The organism is Mesorhizobium sp. B264B1B (assembly GCF_020165765.1).
In the GTDB taxonomy this organism is placed as follows: Bacteria; Pseudomonadota; Alphaproteobacteria; order Rhizobiales; family Rhizobiaceae; genus Mesorhizobium.
This window is the reverse complement of sequence record NZ_JAIUIS010000023.1, coordinates 35,821-50,405: the sequence shown is the minus strand read 5'-3', so window position 1 is coordinate 50,405 and position 14,585 is coordinate 35,821. Positions and strand designations below refer to the sequence as shown.

Genomic DNA, 14,585 nt, shown 5'->3' with positions numbered 1-14,585 from the left:
GGGTTAAGCTGACGTTAATAAATATGGCAGCCCGACCGCTCAGCAGCGCGCCTTCACATGCACCGTCTCGGGCACAGGTGTGATCGACCGGCGCTCGCTGAACCAGGACACCAGATTGTCGACGCACAGATCCGCCATGGCGCGACGTGTGTGCTCCGACGCCGAACCGACATGCGGCAACAGACTGGCATTGGTCGTGTCAAGCAGCGCCCGCGGCACGTTCGGTTCGTCGGCGAAGACATCGAGCCCGGCGGCGGCGATAGTGCCCTTGGCGAGGGCTGTCGCAAGCGCCGCCTCGTCGACCGTGCTGCCGCGCCCGACATTGACGAAGACGCCGTTGGCGCCAAGCGCCGACAGGATCTCGGCATCGACCGCCTTTTCCGTCGAGGCGCCGCCCGGGACCACCGAAATCAGCGTGTCGACTGCTTCGGCGAGGCCCTTCAGCGTCGGATGATAGGGATAGGACAGGCCCTCGACCCGGCGCCGGTTGTGATAGGCGACGGGCAATCCGAACGCCTCCAGCCGGCGGGCAATGGCGAGCCCGATGCGGCCCATGCCGAAAATGCCGGCGCTGCGGCCGCGCAAGGTAAGCCGGCTCAAGGGATAGTTGCCCTTGCGCTGCCAGCTGCCGTCGCGCAGCCAGGCTTCGGCGCGCGGCAGGTCGCGCACGGTGTTGATCAGCAGGCCGATGGCGGTGTCGGCGACCTCCTCGGTCAGCACATCCGGCGTGTTGGTGACCATGATGCCGTGATCGCCAGCGTGGCGGGCATCGACCGAATCGTAGCCAACACCGAAACTGGCGACGATCTCAAGCTTCGGCAATGCATCCATGAAGGCCGCGCTGATGCCGCCGAACGAGGCGATGGCGCGCACGTTGTCACGCATTTCATCGGTGACCAGGGACGGCTCGGCGCGCTCGATCCCGACACGTCTGAATGTCCGGTCGATGCGCTCGACCGCGTGGTCGTTGAAATGCCCCGGCACCAGGATGGCGACGGTTTGCAGTTGCTCGGGCCTTGTCATGCACGCTCCACCGGCTTGCCGGTCGACTGTCGCACATGCAGTTCCGGCTTGATCAGTTCCTGAGAGGGCCGCACCGTCTGCCCGTTCAGCTTGTCGAGCAGGGCGCTGGCGGCGCGGCGGCCAACCTCGCGCTGACCGTTCCACACGGTGGTCAGCGCCGGCGTGGCGATTGCCGCCTCCTCGAGATCGTCGTAGCCGGTGACCGATATGTCTAGGCCGGGCACCAGGCCGGCGCGCGCGATGCCGTTCATCAGGCCGATGGCGACGAGGTCGTTCCAGCAGCAGGCGGCTGTCGGCTTGTCCTTCAGGGCCAGAAACTGTCCGGCGGCCTCGAAGCCAGCCTGCTTGGTGCGCGGGCCGGGGATGCGCCAGGCCGGCCGCACTTCCAGCCCGGCGGCCTCCATGGCGTTGACATAGCCCTGGTAGCGATCGCGGCCGGTCGAGGTCTGGTCGGTGCCGCCGATCATGGCGATGCGCTTGTGGCCGAGCGAGATCAGGTGATTGGTGGCAAGCCCCGTGCCATAGGCATCGTCGCCGCGAAAAACCGGCACGTCGGCGCCCTCGACGGTGCGCGCGATCAGCACCGCCGGCAGGCCGTTTTCCTCGGCCATCAGAATATCCGAGGCCGGAGTGCCGATGGCCGGCGACATGATGACGCCGTCGGCGCCGAGCTGCAAAAGCGTGTCGATGAAAGTGCGCTGCTTCTCGAGCTGGTCGTAGTGATTGGACAGGATGAAGGTCTGGCGGCTGCGGTCGAGCTCGCTTTCGATCGAGCGCAGGATCTCGGCGAAGAACGGGTTCATGATGTCATGCACGACGACGCCGACAATGCCCGAACGCGAGGTACGTAGGCTGGCGGCACGGCGGTTGTAGATGTAGCCGATGGCGCGGGCATGTTCCTTGATGCGGTCACGGGTGCCGCCTGCCACCAGCGGGCTGTCGCGCAGCGCCAGCGATACCGTGGCCGTGGACACGCCGAGCGCATCCGCGATCGTCGACAGCTTGATCTTCTGTGCCAGCCTTCCCCTCCCCCGTCGTTTTTTTAAACTGTTTAAAGGCGGCCTTATGCCACCCTTCGACGCTAAATCAAAGTTTTTTTGCCAGCGCTTCCGCCTCGACGTCCAGCACCGCACGATTGCGCAGGCGCAGCCGGTGCTCGCGATGAACGATGTAGAGACCGCTGGCGACGATGACGGCGGCGCCGACGAGTGTCCAGCGGTCGGGGAACTGCTTGAAGACGATGAGCCCGGAAAGGATCATCCACACCATCTGCGAATAGGGATAGGGGGCGAGCGCGGTGGTGGTGGCCATGCGATAGGCCTGCACCAGAAGCCAATGACCGACGCCGCCAAAGACGCCGAGCATGAGCAGGATGAACCAGTGCCAGCCATCATGCGGCAGGGAAAACGAGAACGGCAGCATGGGCAGGAGCACCACCGCCGGGGCCAGTGCCGAAAACAGGATGAGGCTTTCCGATGTCTCGGTCGCCGACATGCGCCGGGTCATGATCACATAGAAGCAGTTCGACAGCATCGAGCCGAGCGCGAACAGGTGGCCGATGCCGAAAACGCCGACTCCCGGCCTTGTGATGATCAGAACCCCGGCGAACGCGGCCAGGATCGCCAGCCACCGCCGCCAGCCCGCCCATTCGCCAAGCAGCGGGCCGGCAAGTGCGGTGATGACCATCGGCCCGAAGAAATAGATCGATGTCGTCTCGGCCAGTTGCAGGGACCGCAGCGCCAGCACGTTGAAGATGGTCGAGCCGAACAGGAACAGCCCGCGCAGGACATGAGCCGGCAGGTTGGCCGGACGGAACCGCGCCGGTTCACGCCAGCCGCGCAACAGCGCGCCGACCAGCACGACATGCACGGCAAAGCGCACCCAGGCGACGACAAGCGCGGAGACGCCGGCTAGGACGAGGTATTTGCTGCTGGTGTCGAGAAAGGTGAAGAAGACATAGGTGGAAAGCATGCACAGGATCGCCACCGGCGGCGTCGCGCTTTCTGAAGATGTTTGGGGAGCACTCACTTGCAGGCCGGATGGAAAGCTGGGCTGAGGCCCACCTTTTGCGGCAATTGCGGGCGTGCGGCAAGCCAAAAGCGGCTGGCACAACAAGAGCTGCGGACAGGCTTAGGCCCGGGTCGTCAGGGATGCATGCGAGCACCCTTGGTGATCTTGTCGACCGTCTTCTTGTCGGCGCGTAATGCGATGCCGACAACCTTGGCGTCTTCCGGCGCGAATTCGGCGAAGACGGCGCGGTTGGCGGCGTCGAACTCGGTCGAGAACATCTCCTCGACATAGAGCGAGCTCGTTACTCCGCGCTCCAGGGCGCGGCTGTGGATTGCGCCGAGTGTCGCCTGGTCGGCGGACAGCACGATGACGGGCTGGATCGACAGCGGGTTGTAGACATTGCCGGCGCGGTCACGATAGGGCTCGCCGATGAGATCGGGGAACTGCGCGACGACGCCGCTGGTCAGGAATGCTGTGACGTTGAGTTTTTGCCAGACCGGCAGATCATCCCTGAGCACGATTGCAAATTTCGTATCGAACATGAGACAGTGACCATTCGGGGTTGTGCCCCTTTCAAGGCGAAAGGAAGCGATGTCGCTCGATCTAGGCAGCCAGGCGTTCCAGGGTCTTGGACGTTTGTGCGCGGAGGCCGCGGAAAACTGCATCATTGCCGCCTGCGATCCTGCCGGCATGGAGCGCATCGAGGCGCGATTCCACGGCAGCGCCTTCGACCTGCATCGCCACGACACCTATGCGATCGGGGTGACGCTGCAAGGCGTGCAGAGCTTTCGCTATCGCGGTGCGGTGCGGCATAGCCTGCCCGGCCAGATCATCGTCCTGCATCCCGACGAACTGCATGATGGCGGCGCCGGAACCGAGGACGGGCTGCGCTACAGGATCCTCTATCTGGAACCGTCACTGATGCTGGACTGCCTCGGCGGCGCATCGCTGCCTTTCGTCAGGCAGGCCGTGGTGGCGGACGAACGCCTGCGCGCGACCTTGCTTTCGGCGCTGGGTCCGCTGGAGGAGGAACTCGATGAGCTGTTCGTCGCCGACTTCCTGGCGCAACTGATGCAAGGGCTCGCCCGCCATGCCGGCCAGCCGGCGAGAGCGGTGCCGGGAACGGCCTGGCGGGCGGCCGCTCTGGCGCGCGACTATCTCACGGAAAACTCTGCCCGGCCCGTGCGATCCGACGAGTTGGAGGCGGTTACCGGGTTCGACCGCTATGCCTTGTCCAGGCATTTCCGCGCCGCTTTCTCCACCAGCCCGCATCGTTTCCTTTTGATGCGCCGGCTTCAGCGCGCGCGACGCATGATCGCCGCCGGCGAGCCGCTGGCACAGATCGCGGCCGAGGCCGGTTTCAGCGACCAAAGCCACTTCAACAGGCAATTCAAGAAGGCATTCGGCATGACGCCGGGACGCTGGTCTTCGCTGATCCGTGGGGCCGCAGCGGCAGCCTGATCACCGCACCGGCGGTCAGTCGTCCGACTCGGCGTCGTCGTCGATCAAGGCCAGTTCTTCGTTCGAAAGATTGGCCTCGATGCGGGCAAGAAATTTGAACAGCGCCTTCTGGTCCTTCTTGTCGAGGCCCTTCAGCGCCTGCTTTTCGGTCTTCTTCACCGACTTTTCGATGGCGCGGATGGTCTCGCGACCGGTGTCGGTGAGAAAGATATGCGCCTGGCGGGCATCGGCGTCGGAGGCGCGCTTTTGCAGAAAACCCTGTGCCTGCAGCCGATTGATGGTCTTGGTGATGGTGGGCGGGCGCACGCCGAGCCGGCCAGCCAGATTGCCCGGGGTCTGGCCGTCCTCGCGGTCGAGCGCCAGCATGATCTGGTCCTGGCCGGCATAGAAGCCATGCGCCAGCAGCCGTGCCGCAAGCGCTGTTCTTGCCAGCCTTGCCGCCGAATGCAGCCGGCTCATTGTCGCAGTCTTGTCCGCCTTGGCCATGGTCATCCCTCTTCGGCCATACCGGTGCGGGCAGCATAGACGCAGCCGGCCGGTTGGCAATCGACGATCAAAAGATTCCGGCGCCTGAAACAGCTTTGCCGGCAAGCATTGCGGTACCCGCCGTGGCTAATGCCAGATGATTATTTCAGTTAGATGACAAACGACTTTTCGCGAAAGCGATTGCGGTGGATCGGCCGGCCGTGGTCGTCCACAGGCTCTTTTTGCGCACCGATACCGCATGGCCTGCAGGGCGCCGCCAGCCGCCTAGTTCGACGAGACGCTGACCTAGGGATTGGACCGCAGCCATTCGCGGTTTGCCTCGTGCAAAAGCCCGCCGCGCATCCTATATGGAGCCGACAATCCCTTTCGAGGCCGCCGAAATCTTTCAAGGCCCATCCATTCGAGGCAAGCCATGAGCGACGCACAGACGCAGATCCCCGTAACCGTTCTGACCGGCTATCTCGGCGCCGGCAAGACGACGCTGCTCAACCGCATCCTGTCGGAAAACCACGGCAGGCGCTACGCCGTCATCGTCAACGAATTCGGCGAGATCGGCATCGACAACGACCTGATCGTGGAGTCCGACGAGGAAATCTACGAGATGAACAATGGCTGCGTTTGCTGCACGGTGCGCGGCGACCTGATCCGCGTCGTTGAGGGCCTGATGCGCCGGCCCGGCCGCTTCGACGCCATCGTGGTGGAGACCACGGGTCTCGCCGATCCGGTGCCGGTGGCGCAGACCTTCTTCATGGACGACGACGTGCGCTCCAAGACGAAGCTCGACGCCGTGGTGGCGCTGGTCGACGCCAAGCACCTGCCGCTCAGGCTGAAGGATTCCAAGGAAGCCGAGGACCAGATCGCCTTCGCCGACGTCGTCGTGCTCAACAAGACCGACCTCGTCACACCAGAAGAACTGGCCAAGGTGGAAGCGACGATCCGCGCCATCAACCCGGCCGCAAGGATCCATCGCACCACCCGCGCCGGCGTGGCGCTGTCGGAAGTGCTCGACCGCGGCGCCTTCGACCTGTCCAGGGCGCTGGAGAACGACCCGCATTTCCTCGAGGCGCATGATGACCACCATGGTCATGATCATGATCATGACCACGACCACGATCATCACCACCACGATCATGACGGGCACGATCATGACCACGATGGACACGACCATCACGCGCACCCATCCGACATCCATGACGTGACGGTGCAGTCGGTTTCGCTGCGGGGAGGCGAGATGGATCCGAAGAAATTCTTCCCCTGGATCGAGAAGGTCACCCAGATGGAGGGGCCGAACATCCTGCGCCTGAAAGGCATCATCGCCTTGAAGGGCGACGACGAGCGCTACGTCATCCAGGGCGTGCACATGATCATCGAGGGCGACCACCAGCGCGCCTGGAAAGACGGCGAGAAGCATGAGAGCCGGCTGGTGTTCATCGGTCGCGAACTGGACCCCGAACGGCTGAGGAAGAGCTTCGAGGCCTGCCAGGCCGCTTGATTTCCGGACTTTATGGCGGTAGCGCTGCCCGCTCTTCCTTCTCCCCTTGCGGGAGAGGGTGGGGCCGCGCCTGGCGCGCTGGCGGCTCCCGAGACGACCAGCAACAATCTGGAATGGACCTGTCCTACATGCCGACCGTCGCCCCGCTTGATCTCGAAGGCCATTGCCTTGCCGCCGCCTTCCTCCGCGACGTGCCGCATTTCGCGCTGGCCGACGGCACCGTCCATCGGCTCGACAATGGCCACAAGACGGTGCAGGCCAATGACGGGCTGCTCGCGGCCTTCCACGATGCCGCCAATGACCGGCTGCTCACCGGCGGCGAAGACGGCAAGGTGTTTGCGGTGAAAGCGGGCGGCGAGGCCAAGGAATTGGCGAGCGCGGGCAAGAAGTGGGTCACCAGCGTCGCCGCTGGCCCGCAAGGCGCCATCGCCTACGCTACAGGCAAGACCGCCTATGTGCGCTTTGCCGACGGCCACACAAAAGAGTTCGCCCATCCGCGTTCGGTCGAGGGGCTGGCATTTTGGCCCAAGGGCATGCGCTTCGGCGTCGCGCGCTACAATGGCGCGACGCTGCATTTCCCGGCCGCCGAGGGCAAGCCGGTGGAGCTCGAATGGGCCGGCGCCCATACCGGCATCACCTTCTCGCCGGATGGCGCCTTCCTGGTCACCACCATGCAGGAAAACGCGTTGCACGGCTGGAAGCTGGCGGACGGCAAGCACATGCGCATGAGCGGCTATCCCGCCAAGGTCAAAAGCCTGTCATGGAGCGTGAAAGGCAAGTGGCTGGCGAGTTCCGGCGCGCCGGCGGCGATCGTCTGGCCGTTTTCAGGCAAGGACGGGCCAATGGGCAAGGCGCCGCTGGAACTCGGTACGCGCGGCAATGCGATGGTGACCTCAGTCGCCTGCCATCCGAGCCAGGATGTCGTCGCCATCGGCTATGAGGACGGCATGGTGATGGCGGTGCGTTTTTCCGACGCCAAGGAAGTGCTGTTGCGTCGCCCCGGCAAGGGCGCCATCACCTCGATGATGTGGGACAGGGAAGAACGCCGCATCGCCTTCGGCAGTGCCGCCGGCGACTGCGGCGTTATCGACATCACGGGTTAGGGGAGTAGGGGAGTAGGGCAATATGGGAGCGGGTTTAGAGCATCCGGGCCGTTGAGCGCCTACCCCACTACTCCACTACTGCGCCAGAGAGGGGTTTCATGCACAGCGCCCACACGTCCATTGGCGGCGTCAGCCGCGACCGCATCGCCGCATTGCGGGATACCGAAGGCGCCAGCTTCCGCAAGGCGCGGCCGAAATCGCAGGCCAAGGCCGGCAACGGCCTGCCCGGCTTCTTCGGTGGCGTGCCGATGCACTGGATGAACGACTGGCCGACGCCGTTTCCGATCCTGGTCGAGAGCGCCAAAGGCGCTACGATCACCGACATCGACGGCAACAGGCTCGACGATTTCTGCCTCGGCGACACCGGATCGATGTTCGGCCATTCGCCGCCGGCGATAGCGCGCGCCATCCGCCGGCAGGCCGGACGCGGCCTGACATACATGCTGCCTTCGGAAGATGCGCTCGCCATTGGACCGCTGCTGCAACAGCGCTTCGGCCTGCCGTTCTGGCAGATCGCCACGACGGCGACCGATGCCAACCGCTTCGCGCTGCGCGTTGCCCGCGCCGTCACCGGGCGAGAAAAGATATTGGTCTTCAACGGCTGTTATCACGGCTCTGTCGACGAGACGATGGTGCGGCTGATCGGCGGCAAGCCGGCCAACCGGCCCGGATTGGCCGGCGAATTCCGCGATCTCAGCCGCACGGCCAAGGTCATCGAGTTCAACGACGTCGCCGCGCTGGAGGCAGCGCTCAGGGACAAGGATGTCGCCTGCGTCATCGCCGAACCGGTGCTGACCAATTCCTGCATGGTGCTGGCCGATCCCGGTTTCCACGAGGCGCTGCGAAAGCTGACCCGCGCGGCCGGCACGCTGCTTCTGATCGACGAGACGCATACGATCTCGACCGGACCGGGCGGCTATTCCGCGAAATACGGGCTGGAGCCGGACCTGTTCGTGCTAGGCAAGCCGATCGCCGGTGGTGTACCGGCAAGCGTATGGGGCATGAGCGAAGAGGTCGCCTCGCGCTACGCCGACTACAACAGGACGAAAGAGCCGGGTTATTCCGGCATGGGCACGACGCTCTCAGCCAATCCTCTGCAGTTTGCCGCGATGCGCGCCGCGCTCGAAGAAGTGATGACGGCCGAGAACTACGACCGCATGGATCATCTGGCGCGGCGGCTCGATGCCGGCCTGACCACGGTCATCGACCGCTACCGCCTGCCATGGCATGTCGCCCGCGTCGGCGCCCGCGTCGAATTCATCTGCGCGCCGGGCCCGCTGCGCAATGGGGCGGAGGCGGAGGCCGCGCACGCGCCGGAACTCGAAGCCGCCATCCATGTCGCGCTGGTCAATCGCGGCGTGCTTGTCGCGCCCTTCCACAATATGATGCTGATCTCTCCGGCGACCACTGGCGCCCAGGTCAACCGGCTGATCACCGCCTTCGGCGCAGTTGCGGCGGAGCTTGCGGCATGAGACAAGCCACCCAACAGACAGGCGCGCAAGCCAGGCCGGGCTCCATCATGACTTCACCTTCGGGCTCGACGCCCACCGAGGCGCAGGCCTTTCTCGACGCCCATCCTGAGATCGAAGCCTTCGATATCGTGCTGACCGATGCCAACGGCGTCGGCCGTGGCAAGATCGTGCGCCGGCACGAGCTGAAAGCCATCTTCGAAGGCGGCCGGCACATGCCGATCTCGATCCTCGGCCTCGACATCACCGGCGAGGACGTGCACGAGACCGGGCTGATCTGGACCACCGGCGACGGCGATCTGCGCGCCTGGCCGATTCCTGGCACGCTGGTGCCGCTCCACGGGACCAACCCGCCGCGCGGCCAGGTGCTGATGGCGATGTATCATCTCGACGGCGCGCCGATGTCATCGGACCCGCGGCTGGCGCTGGCAAGGCAGGTCGACATATTGGCGTCCAAGGGGCTGTACCCGGCCGGCGCCTTCGAGCTCGAATTTTTTCTCCTCGCCAATGAGCGCGACAGCGACGGCAAGGTGCAGCCGGCGCACGCCGTGCTGGATGGCCGCGTCTCGGGCAAGACCGAGGTCTACTCGGTCGACCATCTGCACGGCATGGAGCCGCTGTTTACCGACATCTATGCCGCGGCCAAGGCACAGGGCATTCCGGCCGAGACCGTGATTTCCGAATATGCGCCCGGCCAGTACGAATTGACGCTGAACTACCGCAAGGATGTGATGCGGGCGGCCGACGACCTCGTCATGCTGAAACGGCTGGTTCGGGCGCAGGCGCGCCGCCATGGCGTCACCGCTTGCTTCATGGCCAAACCGATCGAGAAATATGCCGGCTCCGGCATGCATTTCCACGTCTCGCTGCAGGACAAGGCTGGCCGAAACGTTTTTTCGGAGGCCGGTGGCGAGAGTTGGTCGCTGCCACTGCTGCGCGGGCTGGGCGGCCTGATCCAGACCATGGCGGAATCGATGCTGGTGTTTGCGCCGCACGCCAATTCCTGGCGGCGCTTCGTCTCCCAATCCTATGCACCGGTGGCGCCGACCTGGGGCGTCAACAACCGGTCGGTGGCGCTGCGCGTGCCGGCGGGCGACGCCAGGAACCGGCGCATCGAGCATCGGCCGTCGGGCGTCGACGCCAACCCCTATCTGATCGCGGCAACCGTGCTTGCCGGCATCGTCAAAGGGCTCGACGAAGGCCTCGACCCCGGCCCCGAGACGACCGGAAACGGCTATGAGGCGGCGGTGACGCGCACGACCATGCCGGTCGACTGGCGCGCGGCGATCGAGGCGGCCAGAGCGTCCAGCTTCCTCAAAGGCGCGCTTGGCGAAGACCTGCACCGCACCTTCGTGGCGATCAAGCAGTCCGAATACCTGCGCGTGGCGCGCACGGTCAGCGAGCTGGACTATCACCTCTATCTGCACGAGGTCTGAGCCCTCGGAGGAACCATCGCCCTTCCCGTCCATTTCAGTGTCAGAACCGACAGGACAGGATGATGGCGACCACAGGCCAAACGCATGAAGCGAAGAGGCCGGCCAGGCGCATTTCCGGGCCGTCCGACGAGCCACTGCCAGATGTCACCTCGATCTCGGAGCTGCGTGAGGTAGCGAAGGCTTGCCACCGCTGCCCGCTGTGGCGCGATGCGACGCAGACCGTGTTCGGCGAAGGGCCTGACGGCGCCAAGGTGATTTTCGTCGGCGAGCAGCCCGGCGATCAGGAAGATCTCGCCGGCGCTCCCTTCGTTGGCCCGGCCGGCAGGGTGTTCGACGCCATACTGGACGACGCCGGGGTCGACCGCCAGAAAGTCTACGTCACCAATGCGGTCAAGCACTTCAAGTTCGAGCCGCGCGGCAAGCGTCGCATTCATTCCAAGCCGAACGCCGGCGAGATTCAGGCGTGCCGCTGGTGGCTCGACCAGGAATTCGGACTGATCAAACCGAACCTTGCCGTGGCGCTTGGCGCAACGGCGGCATTGTCGCTGCTCGGCAAGGCGGTTCCGGTGACGAAGATGCGCGGCCAGGCGATCGAGCGGGAAGATGGCATGCGTGTGTTCATCACCATCCATCCATCCTTCATCCTGCGCATCCGTGACCGTGCGGACAAGGAGGCCGAGCGAGAACGGTTCCTTGACGACATGAAGCAGGTGAAGCGGCTGATGGCTGCCTGATCCAAACGATTAGCGAATCAGGATGGCCCTGAGATCGTTGACATTGGTGCCGGTCGGACCGGGCACGAACAGATCGCCGACCGCGTTGAAAGCCGTCCAGGCATTGTTGCCTGCCAGCATCGCCTTGGCGTCGATGCCGGCCGCGCGCAGGCCCGCGACCGTGGAACCATCGGCGAAGGCGCCGGCATTGTCCTCCGAGCCGTCGATGCCGTCGGTGTCGGCGGCCAGGGCGTGAATGCCCTTCACATCATTGATGCCGATGGCGAAGGCGAGCAGGAATTCGGAGTTGCGGCCGCCTTTCCCCTTGGCACGCAGCGTCACCGTGGTCTCGCCGCCGGACAGGATCAGCACCGGCTTTGAGAAAGGCCGATTGCGTGTCGCTACTTCGCGCGCGATGGCCGCGTGAACCCCGCCCACCTCGCGGGCTTCGCCTTCGATGGCATCCGAGAGAATGACAGCTTCCATGCCCTGTCGGCTCGCTTCCGCTGCGGCTGCTTCGAGCGACACGCCGGCGGAGGCGATCAGATGCACCTCGTTGCGCGAAAAGCGCTCATCCCCGGGAATTGGTGCATCGGCGGCCGGTGAATTGATATGCGCCATGACCGAGGCCGGCAGGTTCATGCCGTAGGCTGATATCGACGCCAGCGCATCCGCCCGGCTGCCGGTGTCGGGAACGGTCGGGCCGGATGCGACCAGCGCCGGATTGTCACCGGGAATATCGGAGACAACCAGCGACACCATTTTGGCCGGCCAGGCGGCGGCGGCCAGCCGGCCTCCCTTGATGGTGGAAAGATGCTTGCGGATGGTGTTCATCGCCGCGATCGGCGCGCCCGACGCCAGCAGCGCCTCGTTGACGGCGATCTCGTCGGCCAATGTCAGGCCGGTTGCCGGTGACGGCAGCAGCGCCGAACCGCCGCCGGAAATCAGCGCCACCACCAGATCGTCGGCGGTCAGCCCTTGCACCTTCCCGAGCAGCCGCCGCGAAGCCTCGAGCCCGGCGGCGTCCGGCACCGGATGCGCCGCCTCGATGATCTCAATGCGCTCACATTTCGCGTCATAGCCGTAGCGGGTGACGACCAGTCCTTCGAGCGGGCCGTCCCATGCTTTCTCGAAGGCCGCCGCCATCTGCGCCGAGCCTTTGCCGGCGCCGATCACGATGGTGCGGCCCTTGGGCCTGACCGGCAAATGATAGCGGATGGTCTTTTCCGGATCGGCGGCGGCGACGGCGGCGTTGAAGATGGAGGTGAGGAAGGATTTGGGATCGAGAATGGTCATATCCGGCAGCCAGCAGCGTTTCGCGCATTCTTGCAGAGCTGACGTTGCGCCTCACCCCGACCCTCTCCCCGTGAAGAACGGGCATAGGGGGATAGCCAGCGGTGGAGCGTTTCACTTCCACCCGCAGCAGCTACAGCGCAGCTGCTGCGAAGGACGGGCAGGCGGATGAGGGGCGGCGCCGATGTCACGATTTTTCTTCCGGCGGCAATACCAGTTCGCGCTTGTCGAGGCCCAAATGATTACACAGCGCATCGACCACCACGCCGTGATCCTCGCGCTCCGGCAACCCGGAGACGGCGATGACGCCGATGACCCCGACACCCTTGACCGTGACGGGAAAGCCGCCGCCGGCCAGCACGTAGTCAGCAATATCCAGGCCCTCGCCGATCTTGAAAGTGCGGTCGGGGCGCTGCTGTTCCAGCACCATGCGGTAAGTGCTTTTCAGGAACCGCTTGACGACGTTGATCTTGCGCCGCGCCCAGTCGGGATTGGAAGCGTTCGAGCCCGGCATGGCGGCGTAGAACAGCGGCCGGTCGAAGGTCCTGATGTCGACTATGACCGGGAGATTCTCGGTGAGCGCCCTGTCGCGGATCGCGGACCCGACACTGAACGCGACTGCCTCGTCGAAGGCGGGAAAGACAAGGACTTCCTCCTGTCTCTTGATCAGAGCGATGTCTTCGGCAACGGCCATGTCGTTCCCCTTTCAACGTCGCCGCACGCTTTGACGGATGGTTGCCGCTGGGTCAAGCCCGGGTCAAGCAAGGAACGCGCCGTCACGTTCTAAATTGCCAAATCGGTTTTTGCCGGCCGACCCGCCACATAGACCTCGCGCACGGCGCGATCATCGCCCAGCGTCTGCAAGAGAAAGAGTTCCTGCGCCAGCGTCTCGACGGTCTCCATCCTGAGCCGCATCGACGACGTCGCCCTGGCGTCCAGCACGACGATATCGGCATCGGTGCCTTCCTCCAGCGTGCCGATCCTTTGCGCCACCGACAGCGCCTCGGCGTTGCCGCGCGTGACCTGCCAGAAGGACTGGAACGGGTTCAGCTTCTCGCCGTTCAGCGCGATCACCTTGTAGCCCTCGTCCATGGTGCGCAGCATGGAATAGTTGGTGCCGCCACCGACATCGGTGGCGGCGGCGATGCGGAGGGCTTTATCGCGGGTGCGGTAGCGCTGATAATCGAACAGGCCGGAGCCGAGGAAAAGGTTCGAGGTCGGGCAGAACACGGCTACGGAGCCGCTGTCCGAAAGCGCGTCCGCTTCCCGCTCCGACAGATGGATGCAATGGCCGAGCAGGCTCTTTCTACCCAACAGCCCGTAATGCTCATAGACGTCGGTGTAATCGCGCGACCACGGATAAAGCTCCTGCGTGAAGGCGATCTCGGCATGGTTTTCCGACAGATGCGTCTGGATGTGCAGGTCGGGGTATTCGCGGCATAGCGCGCCGGCCATCTCCATCTGCTCCGGCGACGAGGTGATCGCGAAGCGAGGGGTGATGGCATAAAGCTGCCGGCCCTTGCCGTGCCACTCCTTGATCAGCGCCTTGCTGTCGTCATAGCCCGATTGCGGCGTGTCGAGCACGCCATCGGGCGCGTTGCGGTCCATCATCACCTTGCCGGCGATGTTGAGCATGTTGCGGTCATGCGACTCGGCGAAGAAAGCTTCTGCGGAGGCCTTGTGCACGGAACAGTAGGCGGCAACCGTCGTGGTGCCGTGGCGCACCATCTCGTCGAGGAATAGCCGCGCGACGCGCCGGCCATGCTGCGCATTGGCGAACTTCGTCTCCTCCGGGAAAGTGTAGGCGTTCAGCCAATCGAGCAGTTCCGCGCCGTAGGAGGCGATGATCTGCATCTGCGGGAAATGCACATGGGCATCGATGAAGCCCGGAAGCAGCAGATGCGGCCGGTGATCAATCCTTCTCGTTGTCTCGCCTGCCTTCCTTTCAACATCGACGTAAGCGCCCGCAGCGACGATCCCGCCGTCGTGGATCAGCAGGCCGCCATCCTCCTCGTAGCGCCAGGCGGAATGATCATCGATGCTTTCAGGCCAGCGCACGAAGGACAGCGTGCGGCCACGCAGAAGTGTCGATGTCATGC

General features: G+C 64.6%; 14 protein-coding genes. 6 read left to right on the top strand and 8 right to left on the bottom strand.

Annotated features, from left to right (window positions below):
* Positions 1-39: 39 nt before the first annotated feature.
* The 4 genes from LB547_RS30610 to LB547_RS30595 form a co-directional block, all read right to left on the bottom strand.
* The gene (locus LB547_RS30610; RefSeq protein ID WP_140763849.1) at positions 40-1,023 is read right to left on the bottom strand and encodes a 2-hydroxyacid dehydrogenase; all 984 of its coding nucleotides are present in this window, start codon (positions 1,021-1,023) and stop codon (positions 40-42) included.
* Positions 1,020-2,042 (bottom strand): LacI family DNA-binding transcriptional regulator, encoded by a 1,023-nt coding sequence (locus LB547_RS30605; RefSeq protein ID WP_140501249.1) that lies wholly within the window; start codon positions 2,040-2,042, stop codon positions 1,020-1,022. The genes LB547_RS30610 and LB547_RS30605 overlap by 4 nt, the downstream gene beginning before the upstream one ends.
* Before the next feature lie 67 nt (positions 2,043-2,109).
* Complete coding sequence (locus LB547_RS30600; protein WP_181165295.1) at positions 2,110-2,994, bottom strand: DMT family transporter; 885 nt, start codon at positions 2,992-2,994, stop codon at positions 2,110-2,112.
* 173 nt (positions 2,995-3,167) lie between these two features.
* The gene (locus LB547_RS30595) at positions 3,168-3,575 is read right to left on the bottom strand and encodes a DUF2000 family protein (RefSeq protein WP_140763852.1); all 408 of its coding nucleotides are present in this window, start codon (positions 3,573-3,575) and stop codon (positions 3,168-3,170) included.
* Positions 3,576-3,624: 49 nt separating this feature from the next.
* Between LB547_RS30595 and LB547_RS30590 the strand changes: the two genes are divergently transcribed.
* Positions 3,625-4,494 carry an AraC family transcriptional regulator gene (locus LB547_RS30590; RefSeq protein ID WP_140501143.1) on the top strand — a complete coding sequence of 290 codons (870 nt, stop codon included), beginning with the start codon at positions 3,625-3,627 and terminating at the stop codon, positions 4,492-4,494.
* Positions 4,495-4,509: 15 nt separating this feature from the next.
* Here LB547_RS30590 and LB547_RS30585 read toward each other — a convergent pair whose 3' ends face one another.
* Positions 4,510-4,980 carry a MarR family winged helix-turn-helix transcriptional regulator gene (locus LB547_RS30585; RefSeq protein WP_140501145.1) on the bottom strand — a complete coding sequence of 157 codons (471 nt, stop codon included), beginning with the start codon at positions 4,978-4,980 and terminating at the stop codon, positions 4,510-4,512.
* A gap of 412 nt (positions 4,981-5,392) precedes the next feature.
* On the opposite strand from LB547_RS30585, the gene LB547_RS30580 reads away from it, so the two are divergent.
* The 5 genes from LB547_RS30580 (at position 5,393) to LB547_RS30560 (ending at position 11,214) form a co-directional block, all read left to right on the top strand.
* Entirely contained in the window at positions 5,393-6,472 is a 1,080-nt protein-coding gene (locus tag LB547_RS30580; RefSeq protein ID WP_140501147.1) for a CobW family GTP-binding protein, read from the top strand.
* Positions 6,473-6,600: 128 nt separating this feature from the next.
* Entirely contained in the window at positions 6,601-7,575 is a 975-nt protein-coding gene (locus LB547_RS30575) for a WD40 repeat domain-containing protein (RefSeq protein ID WP_140763855.1), read from the top strand.
* Positions 7,576-7,673: 98 nt separating this feature from the next.
* Positions 7,674-9,047 carry an aspartate aminotransferase family protein gene (locus tag LB547_RS30570; RefSeq protein WP_140763858.1) on the top strand — a complete coding sequence of 458 codons (1,374 nt, stop codon included), beginning with the start codon at positions 7,674-7,676 and terminating at the stop codon, positions 9,045-9,047.
* 47 nt (positions 9,048-9,094) lie between these two features.
* Positions 9,095-10,480: a glutamine synthetase family protein gene (locus LB547_RS30565; protein ID WP_140501251.1), complete on the top strand. Its 1,386-nt coding sequence runs from the start codon at positions 9,095-9,097 to the stop codon at positions 10,478-10,480.
* The gene (locus tag LB547_RS30560; protein WP_318012575.1) at positions 10,417-11,214 is read left to right on the top strand and encodes a UdgX family uracil-DNA binding protein; all 798 of its coding nucleotides are present in this window, start codon (positions 10,417-10,419) and stop codon (positions 11,212-11,214) included. The genes LB547_RS30565 and LB547_RS30560 overlap by 64 nt, the downstream gene beginning before the upstream one ends.
* 9 nt (positions 11,215-11,223) lie before the next feature.
* On the opposite strand, the gene LB547_RS30555 is transcribed toward LB547_RS30560, so the two are convergent.
* The 3 genes from LB547_RS30555 to guaD form a co-directional block, all read right to left on the bottom strand.
* Positions 11,224-12,489, bottom strand: coding sequence for a glycerate kinase (locus LB547_RS30555; RefSeq protein ID WP_224703000.1), 1,266 nt, complete (start codon positions 12,487-12,489; stop codon positions 11,224-11,226).
* A 184-nt stretch (positions 12,490-12,673) separates the two neighbouring features.
* Positions 12,674-13,180, bottom strand: coding sequence for a heme-degrading domain-containing protein (locus LB547_RS30550; RefSeq protein ID WP_140580611.1), 507 nt, complete (start codon positions 13,178-13,180; stop codon positions 12,674-12,676).
* An 89-nt stretch (positions 13,181-13,269) separates the two neighbouring features.
* Positions 13,270-14,583 carry a guanine deaminase gene (gene guaD / locus LB547_RS30545; protein WP_140525601.1) on the bottom strand — a complete coding sequence of 438 codons (1,314 nt, stop codon included), beginning with the start codon at positions 14,581-14,583 and terminating at the stop codon, positions 13,270-13,272.
* Between the last annotated feature and the right edge of the window lie 2 nt (positions 14,584-14,585).